The organism is Stenotrophomonas sp. FBCC-B152 (assembly GCF_059134105.1).
This window is the reverse complement of the sequence record NZ_CP101442.1, coordinates 2,452,501-2,466,962: the sequence shown is the minus strand read 5'-3', so window position 1 is coordinate 2,466,962 and position 14,462 is coordinate 2,452,501. Positions and strand designations below refer to the sequence as shown.

At 69.8% G+C, this 14,462-nt stretch carries 11 protein-coding genes; 8 read left to right on the top strand and 3 right to left on the bottom strand.

What is annotated here, in order from left to right; all coding sequences use genetic code 11:
- Nucleotides 1–75 precede the first annotated feature (75 nt).
- A complete protein-coding gene (gene rnd, locus NMB40_RS11465; RefSeq protein ID WP_494358465.1) occupies nucleotides 76–1,158 on the bottom strand; it encodes a ribonuclease D in 1,083 nt (360 codons plus the stop codon).
- An 82-nt stretch (nucleotides 1,159–1,240) separates the two neighbouring features.
- On the opposite strand from rnd, the gene NMB40_RS11460 reads away from it, so the two are divergent.
- Both NMB40_RS11460 and NMB40_RS11455 read left to right on the top strand, forming a co-directional pair.
- Entirely contained in the window at nucleotides 1,241–3,109 is a 1,869-nt protein-coding gene (locus tag NMB40_RS11460; RefSeq protein WP_494358464.1) for a formylglycine-generating enzyme family protein, read from the top strand.
- A 70-nt stretch (nucleotides 3,110–3,179) separates the two neighbouring features.
- Complete coding sequence (locus NMB40_RS11455; protein ID WP_282247731.1) at nucleotides 3,180–4,091, top strand: M48 family metallopeptidase; 912 nt, start codon at nucleotides 3,180–3,182, stop codon at nucleotides 4,089–4,091.
- Here NMB40_RS11455 and xseA read toward each other — a convergent pair.
- Together xseA and queG are read right to left on the bottom strand one after the other, a co-directional pair.
- Nucleotides 4,055–5,425 carry an exodeoxyribonuclease VII large subunit gene (gene xseA, locus NMB40_RS11450; protein WP_494358463.1) on the bottom strand — a complete coding sequence of 457 codons (1,371 nt, stop codon included), beginning with the start codon at nucleotides 5,423–5,425 and terminating at the stop codon, nucleotides 4,055–4,057. The two genes, NMB40_RS11455 and xseA, sit on opposite strands and share 37 nt — an antisense overlap.
- Nucleotides 5,426–5,492: 67 nt before the next feature.
- Nucleotides 5,493–6,581, bottom strand: a complete 1,089-nt coding sequence (gene queG / locus NMB40_RS11445; RefSeq protein ID WP_494358462.1) for a tRNA epoxyqueuosine(34) reductase QueG — start codon at nucleotides 6,579–6,581, stop codon at nucleotides 5,493–5,495.
- Nucleotides 6,582–6,603: 22 nt separating this feature from the next.
- Between queG and NMB40_RS11440 the strand changes: the two genes are divergently transcribed.
- The 6 genes from NMB40_RS11440 (at nucleotide 6,604) to NMB40_RS11415 (ending at nucleotide 14,413) form a co-directional block, all read left to right on the top strand.
- A complete protein-coding gene (locus NMB40_RS11440; protein WP_494358461.1) occupies nucleotides 6,604–8,082 on the top strand; it encodes an NAD(P)H-hydrate dehydratase in 1,479 nt (492 codons plus the stop codon).
- Between the two features lie 5 nt (nucleotides 8,083–8,087).
- The gene (tsaE, locus tag NMB40_RS11435; protein WP_494358460.1) at nucleotides 8,088–8,570 is read left to right on the top strand and encodes a tRNA (adenosine(37)-N6)-threonylcarbamoyltransferase complex ATPase subunit type 1 TsaE; all 483 of its coding nucleotides are present in this window, start codon (nucleotides 8,088–8,090) and stop codon (nucleotides 8,568–8,570) included.
- A gap of 82 nt (nucleotides 8,571–8,652) precedes the next feature.
- Nucleotides 8,653–10,251, top strand: a complete 1,599-nt coding sequence (locus NMB40_RS11430) for an N-acetylmuramoyl-L-alanine amidase (protein WP_494358459.1) — start codon at nucleotides 8,653–8,655, stop codon at nucleotides 10,249–10,251.
- Between the two features lie 414 nt (nucleotides 10,252–10,665).
- Nucleotides 10,666–12,519, top strand: a complete 1,854-nt coding sequence (mutL, locus tag NMB40_RS11425) for a DNA mismatch repair endonuclease MutL (protein ID WP_494358458.1) — start codon at nucleotides 10,666–10,668, stop codon at nucleotides 12,517–12,519.
- Between the two features lie 11 nt (nucleotides 12,520–12,530).
- Complete coding sequence (locus tag NMB40_RS11420; protein ID WP_494358457.1) at nucleotides 12,531–13,466, top strand: DUF1684 domain-containing protein; 936 nt, start codon at nucleotides 12,531–12,533, stop codon at nucleotides 13,464–13,466.
- A 2-nt stretch (nucleotides 13,467–13,468) separates the two neighbouring features.
- Nucleotides 13,469–14,413, top strand: a complete 945-nt coding sequence (locus NMB40_RS11415) for a TraB/GumN family protein (protein WP_494358456.1) — start codon at nucleotides 13,469–13,471, stop codon at nucleotides 14,411–14,413.
- The last annotated feature ends 49 nt before the right edge of the window (nucleotides 14,414–14,462 follow it).

The following is a 14,462-nucleotide window of genomic DNA, read 5'->3' as shown; positions in this document are numbered from 1 at the left end:
CGGTCCTGCGCAGCCACGCAGGGCGTGTCTCTACGTTATCGCGGGAAGAGCCACGCCCTGCGTGGCTGCTTGGTATCAGCCTGCGACGGGCAACAACGGCGCCAGCACCGGCTCCAGCACCGCCTGCCGCCAGCCGGCCAGGGCCTGCGGCCAGGTGCGGCTTTCCAGGTAGCTTTCCAGGTGCTTGCGCGAGGCCAGCACGCCATCGGGCAGGCCCAGCTCGGCGGTACGCGCACTCACTGCGTCCTGCAGCCGCTTCAACGCCTGCTTGTTGGCATCGTTGGCCGGCAGCGCCAGCGGCGCCTCGGCCTCGTCATGCAGCGGCGTTTCCAGTGCTTCCCAGACCTGCGCGGCCAGCTTGCGCGGGGCCTTCGGGAAGCCTTCCATCAGCTTGGCCAGTGCGCCGGCATCGGCCGGCGGCGTACGCGCCAGCAGCGCGGCCAGTTCGTTGTCCAGGATCCAGCTGCGCGGCTTGTCGCTTGCCCGTGCCTGTACGTCACGCCAGCGCAGCAGGCGCAGCAGGCGGCGCTGTGCGGGCGCATCCATGAACTGCGCCGAGCGCATCGCCACGTGCGGCCAGCGCTCTTCGTCCTGCTCGACACTGGCCAGCAGGCGCTCGGCATCGTCCTGCAGCCACTTGCGGCGGTCCAGCTCGCCCAGCTTCGCATCCACCGCATCGTGGATCGCGAACAGGTACTCCACGTCGTCGGCGGCATACTCCAGCTGCGAATCCGTCAGCGGGCGGCGCATCCAGTCCGAGCGGGTCTCTCCCTTGGCCAGGGTCACCCCGGTGATGGCGGTGACCAGCTTCTGGTAGCCCATTCCACCGCCGATACCGGCCAGCGACGCGCCGATCTGGGTGTCGAACAGCGGCCGCGGCAGCACGCCGCAGGCCACCTTGAAGGTGACCAGGTCTTCGCTGGCGCTGTGCATGATCTTGAGGATCGAGGTATCGGCCAGCCACGGCGCCAGCGCCTCTGTCATGCCCGGAATCAACGGGTCGATGATCAGGATTTCATCGCCGACCGCCATCTGCACCAGTGCCAGCTGCGGCCAGTAGGTGCGTTCACGGATGAATTCGGTGTCCAACCCGATGCGGGTGGGGCGCTGGCGGTAGCGCTCGTCCAGTTCCGCCGGGGTTTTGATCCAATAGGCCACGTAGGGATTCCATCTACTGCAGGTTTGCTCAGGTGAGGGAGAATAGCCTAACGTCGAGGCCGTCCCGCCGAAGGAACCCGAATTGCGTACTCCAGGCCCTGTCCCGCTGTTGCTGGCCGCGCTGCTGCTGGCCACGACCGCCTGCTCGCCCGACGCGCCACCGCCACGCCCGGCGGCGGCGCGCGCGCCCGAGCCGGCCAAACGGGTCGAGCCCTCACCCGGGCAGGTGACCATCGGCGGTGAAGACGAAGCGGAGACCGAGCAGCGCTGGCAGCCGCCGGCGGTGGTCATTGCCGACGACGGCGTGGCCCAGGCGCGCCGTGACGCGGCCAAGGCGTTCGACGAGGGGCGCTTGTACGCCACCGCCGCCGATGCCATTCCGATCTGGCTGGCATTGCGCCAGCGCGACGCCAACGACCGCCAGGCCCAGGCCGGGCTCACCCGTGCCCGCCAGCAGCTGCTTAAGGAGGCTACCGAACTGCTGGAGCGGCCGCTGCAGCAGCGCGAGGCACTGGCCCAGGCCGGCGAGATCGCGCTGGTGCTGCTGGCCCTGGCCCCGGATGACCCCAAGGTGCGCCAGCTGCAGTCACGCGTGGAGCTGGCCCAGCGGGTGGTGGCCTACAACCGCGCCGGCGAGGAGGACCTGCGCGCCGACCGCATCGGTGAAGACGGCGACGGCGCCATTCCCAACTTCCGTGAGGCGCTGGCGCTGCAGCCGGACGAGCCGCGTGCCCGGCAGGGCCTGGCCGCCGCTGAAAGCGCGCTGATCCGCCGTGCCGAAGCCGCTGCCCGCAGCGCCGATTTCACTGCCGCCGGCACCTGGCTGGCCGAAGCGGCCAAGGTGCGCGATTCGGCACCGACCATTGCCGATGCGTTCGAACGGATCGAGGCGATCCGCGCCGCCACGCTGGTGCGCCTGCGCGACGACGGCCTGCGCGACCTGGGCAGCCCGCAGGGGCTCAAGCCGGCACGGCAGAAGCTGGAAGACGCGCTGCGCATCGCGATGCCCGGCGACCCGGTGGTGGCCCAGCTGCGCGAGCGCATCGAACTGGCGACCCATTACGGCAGTTTCCGCCCTCGCCAGGTGTTCAGCGATGCGCTGCGCGATGGCGGGCGTGGCCCGCAGATGATCGTGGTGCCGCATGGCGGGTTCCAGATGGGCGCCGGCGATGCGGAGCCGGGCGCCAGCGATGCGGAGAAGCCCTCGCATTACGTGCGCTTCGACCGCGGCTTCGCGATGGCGATCACCGAAGTGACCGTGGCCGACTACCGCCGCTACGTGCAGGCCAGCAACGCCCGGCCGCGCGCCACCCGACGTGGCCATTCGATCATCTACGACGAACGCAGCGGCAACTTCACCCGCAGCAGCGGGGTGGACTGGCGCTCGGGCTACGACGGCACCCCGGCCATCGCCAATTCGCCGGTGATGCACGTGAGCGTGCGGGATGCCGAGCACTACGCGATGTGGCTCTCCGAACAGACCGGGCGCTCCTACCGGCTGCCCAGCGAGGCCGAATTCGAGTACGCGCTGCGTGCCGGCACCAGTGGCCGCTATCCATGGGGCAACGAGGGCACGCCGCCGCCGTTGTCGGGCAACTTCACCGGCGGCGAAGACGTATCGCCCTCCGGCCGGCGCTGGTTCAACGCGTTCGTCGGCTATGGCGATGGCTGGTGGGGCCCGGCCCCGGTGGCCACCTTCGAACCCAACGCCTGGGGCCTGCACGACATGGCCGGCAATCTCAGCGAGTGGGTGGCCGACTGCTGGCACGCCAGCTACCGCCGGGCCCCGGCCGATGGCGTGGCCTGGTTCAACCCCGGCTGCCGGCAGCGGGTGATCCGCGGCGGCAACTGGGCCAATGCCCCCGAACAGACCCGCGCGGCCTGGCGGCAATCACAGGATTCGGACACGACCAGCGCCAGGATCGGCTTCCGCCTGGTTCGAGGTATCTGATACCTCGGCTTGGCGCTAGGATTGCCCCCAATGCCGGCAGGGCGTGCCGGCCCCAACAGGAACCAGGACGATGAGCAGCGATCCCTATGGCGGTCAGCAGCAACGGGCACGCCGCCCGGGCCTGTTCGGCAACATCCGCTGGTGGGTGCTGCTGGCCTTCGCCGGCTACGCCGCCTTCTACTGGTTCTCCAACCGCAGCGTGGACCCGTACACGGGTGAGAGCGTGCTGATCGACAGTTCGCTCGATGCCGACCAGGAAAAGGCGCTCGGCCTGCAGGCCTACCAGCAGATCCTGGCCGAGGAGCGCCCGCTGGATCCCAACGCGCAGATATCGCGCGACGTGCGCGCCATCGCCGAACGTCTGATCCGCAAGGTGGACGTGGTGGAAACCGCGCTGGCCGAAGAGCATGGCCTGAAGCCGGCGCACTTCTCGCGCGACTTCGAATGGGAAGTCAACGTGATCCAGTCCGACCAGGCCAACGCGTTCTGCCTGCCGGGCGGCAAGATGGCGGTATACACCGGGCTGGTGCCGGTGGCACAGACCCAGGATGCGATGGCGGTGGTGATGGGCCATGAAATCGCCCACGCGCTGCTGCGCCATGGTGCCCAGCGCATGGCCCAGCAGAAGCTCACCCAGATCGGCCAGATGGCCGGTGCGGCCAGCGGCATGGACCCGCAGCAGCAACAGATGGTGATGTCGGCGATGGGCTACGGCTACCTGCTGCCGTATGCGCGCAGCCACGAAACCCAGGCCGATGAAGTGGGCCTGATGTTGGCGGCCGCTGCCTGTTTCGACCCGCGCGAAGCGGTGCCGCTATGGGAACGGATGGGCCAGGCCAGTGGCGGCCAGGCGCCACCGGAATTCTCGTCCACCCATCCCAACCCGGGCACGCGCATCCAGAACCTGCAGGCGCTGATGCCCAAGGCCATGGAATACCGCCAACGCTACTGCGAATCTGCAGGCGCCCCGGCAACCCCCTGACCGGGGTCCTTCACGACCACATCGATCACCCCATCCTGCACCCGGGCCTTCAACGCATCGCCCGGGGAAACATCCAACGGTGACCGCACCAGGCGCCCATCCTCCTCACGGGTCAGGATCGCGTAACCGCGCGCCACCGTAGCCAACGGGCTCACTGCCTCCATCGAACGCGCCAACGCACGCAGGCGCACCGTATCGCGCTGCAGCTGCCGCGCCATCGCCGCCTCTGCGCGTGGCTGCACCCGCAACAGGCGCTGCTTCAGCGCATCCAGCTGGCGCTGCGGATGGCCATTGCGCAGCACCACCGCCGCATGCCGCAGCCGTGCCAGGCGGCGCTCATGCTGCTGCTGCCAGGCGCCGGCCAGGCGCCGGGCCAGGTCCTGCTGCCGGCGTTGCAGCAGCTGCAAGCGGTTCTGCGGGCTCTGTGCGTTGAGCCGCAGCAGCGCACGGTCCGCACGCTGCATGGCCTGGCTCAGCCCATGCCGCTGCAGCTGCACCAGCCGCGCGGCGAACCGGCGCAGGCGCAGCTGCAGGTCGCGCTGGTCCGGCACCAGCAGTTCGGCGGCCACCGACGGCGTGGGCGCGCGCAGGTCGGCGGCGAAATCGGCCAGGCTGAAGTCGGTTTCGTGGCCCACCGCCGACACCACCGGCGTGCTGCTGGCAGCGATGGCGCGCGCCAGCTGTTCGTCGTTGAAGGCCCACAGGTCTTCCATCGAGCCGCCGCCGCGGGTAAGCAGGATCACGTCGTAACGGCCGCTGGCGTCGGCGCTGCGCAGCAGCGCGGTGATCTGTGCGGCGGCGCTGTCGCCCTGCACCAGGCTGGGCAGCAGGTCCACCTCCAGCAGCGGGAAGCGGCGCTCCAGCACGCTGAGCACGTCGCGTACGGCGGCGCCGGTGGGCGAGGTGATCACCGCCAGCCGGCGCACATGCGCGGGCAGGGCGCGCTTGCGTTCCGCAGCGAACAGGCCTTCAGCCTCCAGCCGCGCCTTGAGCTGTTCGTAGGCACGGCGCAGCGCGCCTTCGCCGGCTTCTTCCATGTGGTCGAGCACCATCTGGTACTCGCCGCGCGCTTCGTACAGGGTCAGCCGGCCGCGCGCGAGCACGCGCATGCCTTCGCGCGGCACGAACTTCAGCCACTGGCTCTTGGGCTTGAACAACGCAGCGCGGATCTGCGCGCGTGCGTCCTTCAACGTGAAGTACATGTGGCCCGAGGCCGGGCGGGTCACGCTGCCCAGCTCGGCTTCCACCCACACCATCGGGAACGTGCCTTCCAGCAGGTCGCGGGCCAGGATGTTGAGCTGGCTGGGCGTGAGGATCTGCGCGCTACGGTCCATGGACGGTCAAACGGTACGAACGGGCGCCCATGGTCGCATGCCGGGGCGAGCTGCGTGTGTGCGGCGCTCAGCCGGCGTCGTCGAGCCGGGCGTGCTGCTGCAGCGCCCATTGCACGTGTTCGCGCACCAGCGCGGAGTCGTGGCCGGCGCGCGCGTGCAGCGCGGCCAGCGTATCCGGATGGACCGGCGCATTGCCCAGCGCCACCGCGATGTTGCGCAGCCAGCGTTCATGCCCGCTGCGGCGGATCGGGCTGCCTTCGGTGCGGCGCAGGAACTCGTCTTCCTCCCACGCGAACAGCTCGGCCAGGGTGGCGGTGTCGAGCGCATTGCGGGCGCGGAAATCCGGCTCGTCGGTGCGCCGCGCGAACTTGTTCCAGGGGCACACCAGCTGGCAGTCATCGCAGCCGTAGATGCGGTTGCCCATCAGCGGGCGCATGTCTTCGGGAATGGCGCCATCGTGTTCGATGGTGAGGTAGGAAATGCAGCGCCGCGCATCCAGCCGCTGCGGCGCGATGATGGCCTGGGTGGGGCACACGTCGATGCAGCGGGTGCAGGTGCCGCAGTGCGCGCTGGCGGGCGCATCCACCGGCAACGGCAGGTCGATGTAGATCTCGCCCAGGAAGAACCACGAACCGCCCTGGCGGTCGATCAGGCAGGTGTGCTTGCCGATCCAGCCCAGCCCGGCGTTGCGCGCCAGCGCACGCTCCAGCACCGGGGCCGAATCGACGAACACGCGGTACCCGAAGCTGCCGATCTCCGCGGCCAGTGCATCGGCGAACTTCTGCAGGCGGTTGCGCATCAGCTTGTGGTAGTCGCGGCCCAGTGCGTAGCGCGCCACGTAGGCGCGGTCGCCGTCGTGCAGCGTGTTCCAGGCTTCGGTGTCGTCCTTGTGGCCGTAATCCATGCCCACTGAAATCACCCGCACGGTGCCGGGCAGCAGTTCGGCCGGGCGCGCGCGCAGCGTGCCGTGGCGCGCCATCCAGTCCATGGTGCCGTACAGGCCCTGGCCCAGCCAGTCGGCCAGGTGCGCTTCGTCGTCGGCCAGGTCGATGCCGGACACGCCGCAGCGCTGGAAGCCATGCTGGCGCGCAAGCGCGCGCACCCGTTCGGCGGCACGGGCCAGGTCGAGCGGGGCGGGCAGGGGAACAGCGGACATGCGGCAAGTATAGAATCCCGGCATGCACGAACTCGATGAACTGTTCGATGTCGCCGCCGCGCGCCGTCTCGATGCCCAGGCCAGCGCGCTGCTGGGCGATGGCGGCGCGGGGCTGATGGAGCAGGCCGGCACGGCCGCCTGGCAGTGCCTGCTGGAGCGCTGGCCGCAGGCGCAGCGGCTGTGCGTGGCGGCCGGCGCAGGCAACAACGGCGGCGATGGCTACGTGCTGGCGCGACTGGCCCGGCAGGCCGGGCGCCAGGTGCAGGTGCTGCGGCTGGCCGACGCGGGCGCGCGGACGGAGCTGGCTGAACGGGCCCGCGCGGCGTATCTGGCAGCAGGCGGGCAGGAAGCCATCTTCGCGGAAGCATTGCCTCCCGCTGACATCGTGGTCGATGCGCTGTTCGGCATCGGCCTGAACCGCGCACCGGGCGGCGATGCGGCGCGGCTGATCGCGGCGATCACCCACAGTAAGCTGCCGGTGCTGTCGCTGGATGTGCCCAGTGGCGTGGACGCGCGTACCGGCGCGGTGCCCGGTGATTCGGTGCGCGCCACGATCACGCTGCAGTTCATCGTGCGCCACCAGGGCCTGTACACCGGCGATGCACTGGAATGCATCGGCGGCCGCCGGTTGGCGCCGCTGTCGCTGCCGGACGGTTCGCAGGCGGGCATCGCCCCGGCAGCGTGCCTGTGGCTGCCTTCCCGGCTGCCCACACAGCTGCCGCCGCGCCGCGCCAACACGCACAAAGGCGAATCGGGCCATGTGCTGTGCGTGGGCGGCAACGCCGGCAGTGGCGGCGCGGTGATGCTGGCAGCCGAATCGGCGCTGCGCGCCGGCGCAGGGCTGGTCAGCGTGGCCACCCAGCCGCAGCACATCGCACCGCTGCTGGCGCGCCTGCCCGAAGCCATGGCCCACCCGGTGCAGGAGGCGCAGGACCTGCAGGCGCTGCTCCCGCGCGCCAAGGTGATTGCGATAGGTCCCGGGCTGGGCCAGGACGACTGGGCGCACGAGCTGTGGCGGCAGGTGCTGGCCAGCGGCAAGCCGCTGGTGATCGATGCCGATGCGCTGAACCTGCTGGCGGCCACGCCGCAACCGCTGCACGACGCAATCCTCACCCCGCACCCGGGCGAGGCGGCGCGGCTGCTCGGGTGCGAGACGTCGCAGGTACAGGCCGACCGCTTCGCCGCCGCTGCGGCGTTGGCCGCGCGCTTCAACGCCGTGGTGGTGCTCAAGGGCGCCGGCACGGTGGTGGCCGCACCGCACCAGCGCCCACGCGTGATTGCCGCCGGCAATCCGGGCATGGCGGTGGGTGGCATGGGCGACCTGCTCACCGGCATCATTGCCGCACTGCGCGCGCAGGGCCTGGACGCCTTCGACGCGGCCAGCAGCGGTGCGCTGCTGCACAGCCTGGCCGGTGATGACGCGGCCAGCGAAGGCCAGCGTGGCCTGCTCCCCACCGACCTGCTGGTGCCGCTGCGCCGGCGGGTGAACCCGGAACCGTGACCCCGATGATTGAGTTTTTCCTGGCCGAACCGCAGGACACCGACCTGCTCGGGCAATGGCTGGCGGCCACCCGGCCCCCACACGCGGTGGTACAGCTGCAGGGTGACCTGGGCGCCGGCAAGTCCACGTTGGCGCGCGCACTGCTGCGCGCGCTGGGCGTGCAGGGCGGCATCCGCAGCCCCACCTATACGCTGGTGGAGCGCTATCCGCTGAGCGACGGTCATGAAGCCTGGCACCTGGACCTGTACCGGATCGGGCAGGCCGAAGAGCTGGATTTCCTCGGCCTGGACGAGGGCAGCGCCTCGCTGTGGCTGGTGGAATGGCCCGAACGCGGGGCCGGCGCACTGCCGCCTACCGACCTGATCGTGGCGCTGGAGATCGAGGGGCAGGGCCGGCGTGCCCGCCTCAGCGCGGCCAGCGCGGCGGGACATGAATGGCTGGATCGGCTCCCGCAGGGGGGCGACTTGCAGGCCCTTTCTGTGGGCTGACACTAGGAAACACCCCCAGGTTACGGATTATTAAGGGAAAAGGTGTTGCTTTTCATTCAGCGCAGTGATTGAATCCGTACCCATGCCAATGGGGAAGCCACTCACTGCCATCTGCGCCGCCGTCGGACTCTGTCTGGCGAGCGCGATGTCGTGGGCGGGCGAAGTCCGCCAGGTGGCCCTGGAGACCGGTTCCACCGGCACCCGCGCGGAGATCGCGCTGTCCGGCAGCGGCGGTTACAAGACCCTTACCCTGGCCGGTCCGAATCGGCTGGTGGTCGATTTCCCGGATTCCAGCGCGGTGCGCAACCTCAAGCTGCCCACGCCCAAGGGTGTGGTGACGGCGGTGCGCACCGGGCAGCCGGTGCCCGGCACGTTCCGGGTGGTGTTCGACCTGGCCGAGTCGGTGGCGCCGTTCAAGCCGCAGCTGGTCAAGCAGGGCGAGGATTCGCGGCTGGTGATCGAATGGCCGGGCGATGCGCCGGCCAGCGTGGCCAGTGCGCCGGCGACGCCGGCACCTTCCAATACCGCGCCGACGCCAACGCCGGTGGCCGCACAGCCAACGCCTGCGCCGGTTGCCGCAACCACCCAGACGCTGCCGCCGACGCCGGCGGAAGCCGCGCAGGCGCGCAATGACGCGGCGCGTGCGACCGCGCTGCTCACCGCCTCGGTGCGCCAGCAGGCCAGCGCCAGCGCTGCCACGCCGGTGCCGACGCCGGCCGCGCCGACGGCGACCACGGTCAACGTGGCGGCGGCCGGTACGGCCAACGCCGCCAGCAATTCGGCGTCGCCTGCGGCCATCCTGGCCGGCCAGCCGACCACGGCCAGCGTGCCGGCGCCGGTGCCGACTACCGTGGTGCCGGCGCAGCCGCCGCGCCCGGTGATGCCCAGCGATGCCTCGCGGATCAAGATGCAGTCGGGCATGCGCCCGCTGGTGGTGGCGATCGATCCGGGCCACGGCGGCCAGGATCCTGGCGCGGTCGGGCCGACCGGCAAGCGCGAAAAAGACATCACCCTGGCGGTCGCACGTGAGCTGGCGCGCCAGGTCAATGCAACGCCGGGCCTGAATGCGTTCCTGACCCGCGACACCGACGTGTTCATCCCGCTGCCGATGCGCGCGCAGAAGGCACGTTCGGCCAAGGCGGACATCTTCATTTCGATCCACGCCGATGCGGCGGAAAACCGCGCGGCCACGGGCTCGTCGGTGTACGTGCTGTCGACCAAGGGCGCGTCGTCGCAGCGTGCGCGGTGGCTGGCGGACAAGGAAAACGCGGCCGACCTGGTCGGTGGCGTGCGCCTGCAGCAGACCGAGGGCACGCTGGCCAACGTGTTGCTGGACCTGGCCCAGAGCGGTTACATGAAGGCCTCTGAAGATGCGGCCGGGCATGTGCTGGGCGGCCTGAAGCGGATCGGCAAGAACCACAAGCCGAACATCGAACGCGCCAACTTCGCGGTGTTGCGCACCTCGGACATGCCGGCGATGCTGGTGGAAACGGCCTTCATCTCCAACCCGGACGAAGAGCGCCGCCTGATGGACCCGGCCTACCAGCGCCAGATCGCCGGTGCGGTGCTGGATGGCGTGCATACGTTCTTCAGCCGCCAGCCGCCACCGGGCACGCTGTACGCGGCGAAGGCCCAGGCCGAAATAGACGCCGCCGGGACTGTCGCTGGCGGCAGCAAATAAAAACCCGCTTCGGCGGGTTTTTTAATGCCGCCGGTCGAGACATTCCGTTTCGCCGGGCTCTGCCCGGCTGCTGTTGGTTTTCCGCGAACAGCCTATTGCCTGGGCATTCCCGCGCAGGGCCGGCGGGTGCGGGGGTACGGGGGGGCGCCGTGAACCCATCCATGGGGGCTCTTGCGAAACATCCATGTTTCGCAAAGCCCCCGTACCCCCGCCCCCGCCGACCCTCGACGGTGTACCGGTAGCCACGAGAAGATCAACGGCGGCGCCGATCTTTGTCATGAGTTATTGGTGGCAACCGCGTAGAGCCACGCCCTGCGTGGCTGCGCTCGTTTCCGCCCGCGACCATCTGTCCGCCGGCCTCCCCAGCCCGGAAAAACTGAAACGCTGCCGTTCGCGCTTCGCTATCATCACCGCATGAGCATCCGCCAACTTCCCGAAATCCTCATCAATCAGATCGCTGCAGGCGAGGTCGTTGAACGCCCGGCGTCGGTAGTGAAGGAACTGGTGGAAAACGCGCTGGATGCCGGTGCCACCCGCGTGGATATCGACCTTGAAGAGGGCGGGGTGCGGTTGATCCGCATCCGTGATGACGGGGGCGGCATCGCGCCGGAAGAGCTGCCGCTGGCGGTGTCGCGGCATGCCACCAGCAAGATCGCCAGCCTGGATGACCTGGAAGCGGTGGCCACGCTCGGCTTCCGTGGCGAAGCATTGCCGTCGATCGCGTCGGTGAGCCGCTTTACCCTGGCCTCGCGCCGGCGCAGCGACGAACACGGTTCGGCGCTGCAGATCGAGGGCGGCAAGCTGGGCGAAGTCACGCCGCGCGCGCATGCGCCGGGCACCACGGTGGAAGTGCGCGAGCTGTTCTACAACGTGCCGGCGCGCCGCAAGTTCCTGCGTGCCGAGCGGACCGAGCTGGGCCATATCGAAGAATGGCTGCGCTCGCTGGCGCTTGCGCGGCCGGACGTGGAGCTGCGCGTGTCGCACAACGGCAAGCCGTCGCGGCGCTACAAGCCGGGCGACCTGTATTCCGATGCGCGGCTGGGCGAGACGCTGGGCGAAGACTTCGCCACCCAGGCCATGCGCGTGGACCACAGCGGTGCCGGCCTGCGCCTGCATGGCTGGATCGCGCAGCCGCATTATTCGCGCGCCAGCACCGACCAGCAGTACCTGTACGTCAACGGCCGTTCGGTGCGCGACCGCAGCGTGGCGCATGCGGTGAAGATGGCCTACGGCGATGTGCTGTTCCATGGCCGCCAGCCCGCGTACGTGCTGTTCCTGGAGCTGGACCCGACCCGGGTGGACGTCAACGTGCACCCGGCCAAACACGAAGTGCGCTTCCGCGATTCGCGGCTTATCCATGACTTCGTCTACCGCACGTTGAAGGAAGCGTTGGCTGAAACCCGTGCGGGCATGACCGCAACGGGGGCGGGCAGTGAAGGCGTTGCCGATGCTGCCATGCCGGCTTACGCCAGCGCGGCCGCTGGTACCGGCTACGCGTTGGCCGGCGGCGGTGGTGGCATGGGCAATGCCGGCTGGCGGCCGCAGCAGTCGCCGCTGGGCCTGCGCGTGGCCGATGCACCGTCGGCGTACGCGGCGCTGTATGCACGCCCGGCCGGCAGCGATGCCGCGTTGCCGCCGATGCCCAGCGAGCAGGGCCTGCCGGTCACCGCGGCCGACAGCGGCGTGCCGCCGCTGGGCTATGCGGTGGCGCAGCTGCACGGCATCTACATCCTGGCCGAGAATGCCGAAGGCCTGATCGTGGTGGACATGCATGCCGCCCACGAGCGGATCGGCTACGAGCGGCTGAAGACCGCGCACGATGCCACCGGCCTGCATGCGCAGCCGCTGCTGGTGCCGATCACCCTGGCGGTGGGCGAGCGCGATGCCGACACGGCCGAGCGCGAAGCGGAGACGCTGACCGCGCTCGGTTTCGAGATCACCCGGTCCGGTCCCGGTTCGCTGCATGTGCGCAGCATTCCCGCGCTGCTGGCCAACGCCGAGCCGGAAGGGCTGCTGCGCGATGTGCTCACCGACCTGCGCGAACACGGCCAGAGCCGGCGCATCGCCAGTGCGCGCGACGAGCTGTTGTCGACCATGGCCTGCCACGGTGCGGTGCGTGCCAACCGGCGGTTGACCCTGCCGGAAATGAACGCGCTGCTGCGCGACATGGAAATCACCGAGCGGTCCGGCCAGTGCAACCACGGCCGGCCCACCTGGGCCCGTTTTTCACTGGCGGAAATCGACCGCTGGTTCCTGCGCGGACGTTGAAGGGGAGCACGATGCGTACTTGGGGATGGGGACTCGGCGCGGCAGTGCTGGCGCTGGGCCTGGCAGGGTGTGGCGACAAGGAAACCGCACCGGCACCGGCGGCGGTGGATCCGGCGTTCGCCGCCGAACAGCAGCAATGGCGGCAGCAGCGCTACACCGAGCTGCAGGCGCCCGATGGCTGGACCAGCCTGGTCGGCCTGCATTGGCTGGAACATAAAGCGCATTACATCGGCAGCGGACCCGGCAGCGGCATCCGCCTGGCCGTGGGCCCGGCCAAGCTGGGCATGGTGGCGCATCGCGGCGACATCCTGACCTTCACGCCCGAGCGCGGCGTCGCGGTGACCGTGGATGGCAAGCCGATCACCGGGCCGATCCGTTTCCAGAGCGACCGCGATCCGGAACCGACCCACATCGCCTTCGATGACGGCAAGGGCCAGCTCAGCCTGATCCACCGTGGCCAGCGCTACGCGCTGCGGGTCAAGCATGCTGATGCCTATTCGCGCACCGGCTTCACCGGCATCAACTACTGGCCGGGTGGTCCGGATTGGCGCATCACCGCACGGTTCGTCCCGCACCCGGCCGGCAAGACCCTGCCGATCGTGGACATCACCGGCCTCACCACCGAGATGCCCAATTCCGGCGCGCTGGAATTCGAGCGCGACGGCAAGACCTGGCGGCTGGAAGCGCTGGGTGAACCGGGGCGCGAGCTGTTCGTGATCTTCGGCGACCGCACCAGCGGCCACGGCAGTTACCCGGCCGGCCGCTACCTGGACCTGCCTGCGCCCGACGCGGGCGGCAAGGTGGTGATCGATTTCAACCACGCCTACAACCCGCCGTGCGCGTTCACCCCGTTCGCCACGTGCCCGCTGACCCCGCCGGAAAACCGCCTGGACCTGAAGGTCGAAGCCGGCGAACAGGCCTACCACACACCCCAGGGAGGGGTTTGAGAATGACGATGCTGAAGCGACTGGCGGCCCCGCTGCTGCTGGCCACGGGCCTGCTGCTGGGCAGCGCCACCGCGCTGCCGGCTGCCCCGGCGGCCAAGTCCACCGCGCCGGTGCCGCTGCTGTGGAAGGTCACCGGCCCGGGCGACAGCCGGGTGTACCTGCTGGGTTCGTTCCACCTGTTGCGCGCCGATGATTACCCGCTGGCGGCCGACGTGGACCAGGCCTTCGCGGCATCCAAGCGCGTGGTGTTCGAACTTTCGCCGCAGGACATGCAGTCGCCGGACCTGACCCGCAAGATGCTGCAGGCGGCGATGCGCACCGATGGCAGTGAACTCAAGCGCGACCTGGACGACGCCACCTGGACCAAACTGCAGGCCTACGCGCGCGACAACAACCTGCCGCTGGCGCAGCTGCAGGGGATGAAGCCGTGGTTCGTCGGGCTGACCATCACCCTGTCGCAGTTCGCGAAGATGGGGCTGGACCCGGCGCTGGGGCTGGACCGCCACTTCATGACGCGCGCAGCCGATGCGGGCAAGCCGACCAGCGGCCTGGAAGACATCGACACGCAGGTGGCGGTGCTGTCGGGCATGTCGGCGCAGGAACAGCAGCAGATGGTGGCCGAGGCGCTGGACCAGGCCGACCAGGCCGATGCCATGGGCCGCAAGCTGCACGACGCCTGGCGCCGTGGCGACGACAAGCTGCTGTGGACCTCGATGGCTGCGGAAATGCGCGGCGAGTACCCGCAGCTGTACAAGCGCATCAATACCGACCGCAACAACGCCTGGGTGCCCAAGCTGGAGCAGCAGCTCAAAGCCGGGCAGGGTGGCACGCTGGTGGTGGTGGGCTCGCTGCACCTGCTGGGCGACGATGGCGTGGTCGAGAAGCTGCGCGCAAAGGGCTATCAGGTGGAGCGGATCTGCACGGGCTGCGCCAAGCCCAAGCGCTGATTCCCCGAACCCGGAAACGAAAAAGGCGCGGCCGTGAGGCTGCGCCTTT

What these genes read in the sequence shown, in the direction of transcription:
- NMB40_RS11455 (WP_282247731.1), top strand. Translation starts at nt 3,180, where the DNA reads ATGAGCAGCGATCCCTATGGCGGTCAGCAGCAACGGGCACGCCGCCCG.
- xseA (WP_494358463.1), bottom strand. Translation starts at nt 5,425, where the DNA reads ATGGACCGTAGCGCGCAGATCCTCACGCCCAGCCAGCTCAACATCCTG.
- queG (WP_494358462.1), bottom strand. Translation starts at nt 6,581, where the DNA reads ATGTCCGCTGTTCCCCTGCCCGCCCCGCTCGACCTGGCCCGTGCCGCC.
- NMB40_RS11440 (WP_494358461.1), top strand. Translation starts at nt 6,604, where the DNA reads ATGCACGAACTCGATGAACTGTTCGATGTCGCCGCCGCGCGCCGTCTC.
- tsaE (WP_494358460.1), top strand. Translation starts at nt 8,088, where the DNA reads ATGATTGAGTTTTTCCTGGCCGAACCGCAGGACACCGACCTGCTCGGG.
- NMB40_RS11430 (WP_494358459.1), top strand. Translation starts at nt 8,653, where the DNA reads ATGCCAATGGGGAAGCCACTCACTGCCATCTGCGCCGCCGTCGGACTC.
- mutL (WP_494358458.1), top strand. Translation starts at nt 10,666, where the DNA reads ATGAGCATCCGCCAACTTCCCGAAATCCTCATCAATCAGATCGCTGCA.
- NMB40_RS11420 (WP_494358457.1), top strand. Translation starts at nt 12,531, where the DNA reads ATGCGTACTTGGGGATGGGGACTCGGCGCGGCAGTGCTGGCGCTGGGC.
- NMB40_RS11415 (WP_494358456.1), top strand. Translation starts at nt 13,469, where the DNA reads ATGACGATGCTGAAGCGACTGGCGGCCCCGCTGCTGCTGGCCACGGGC.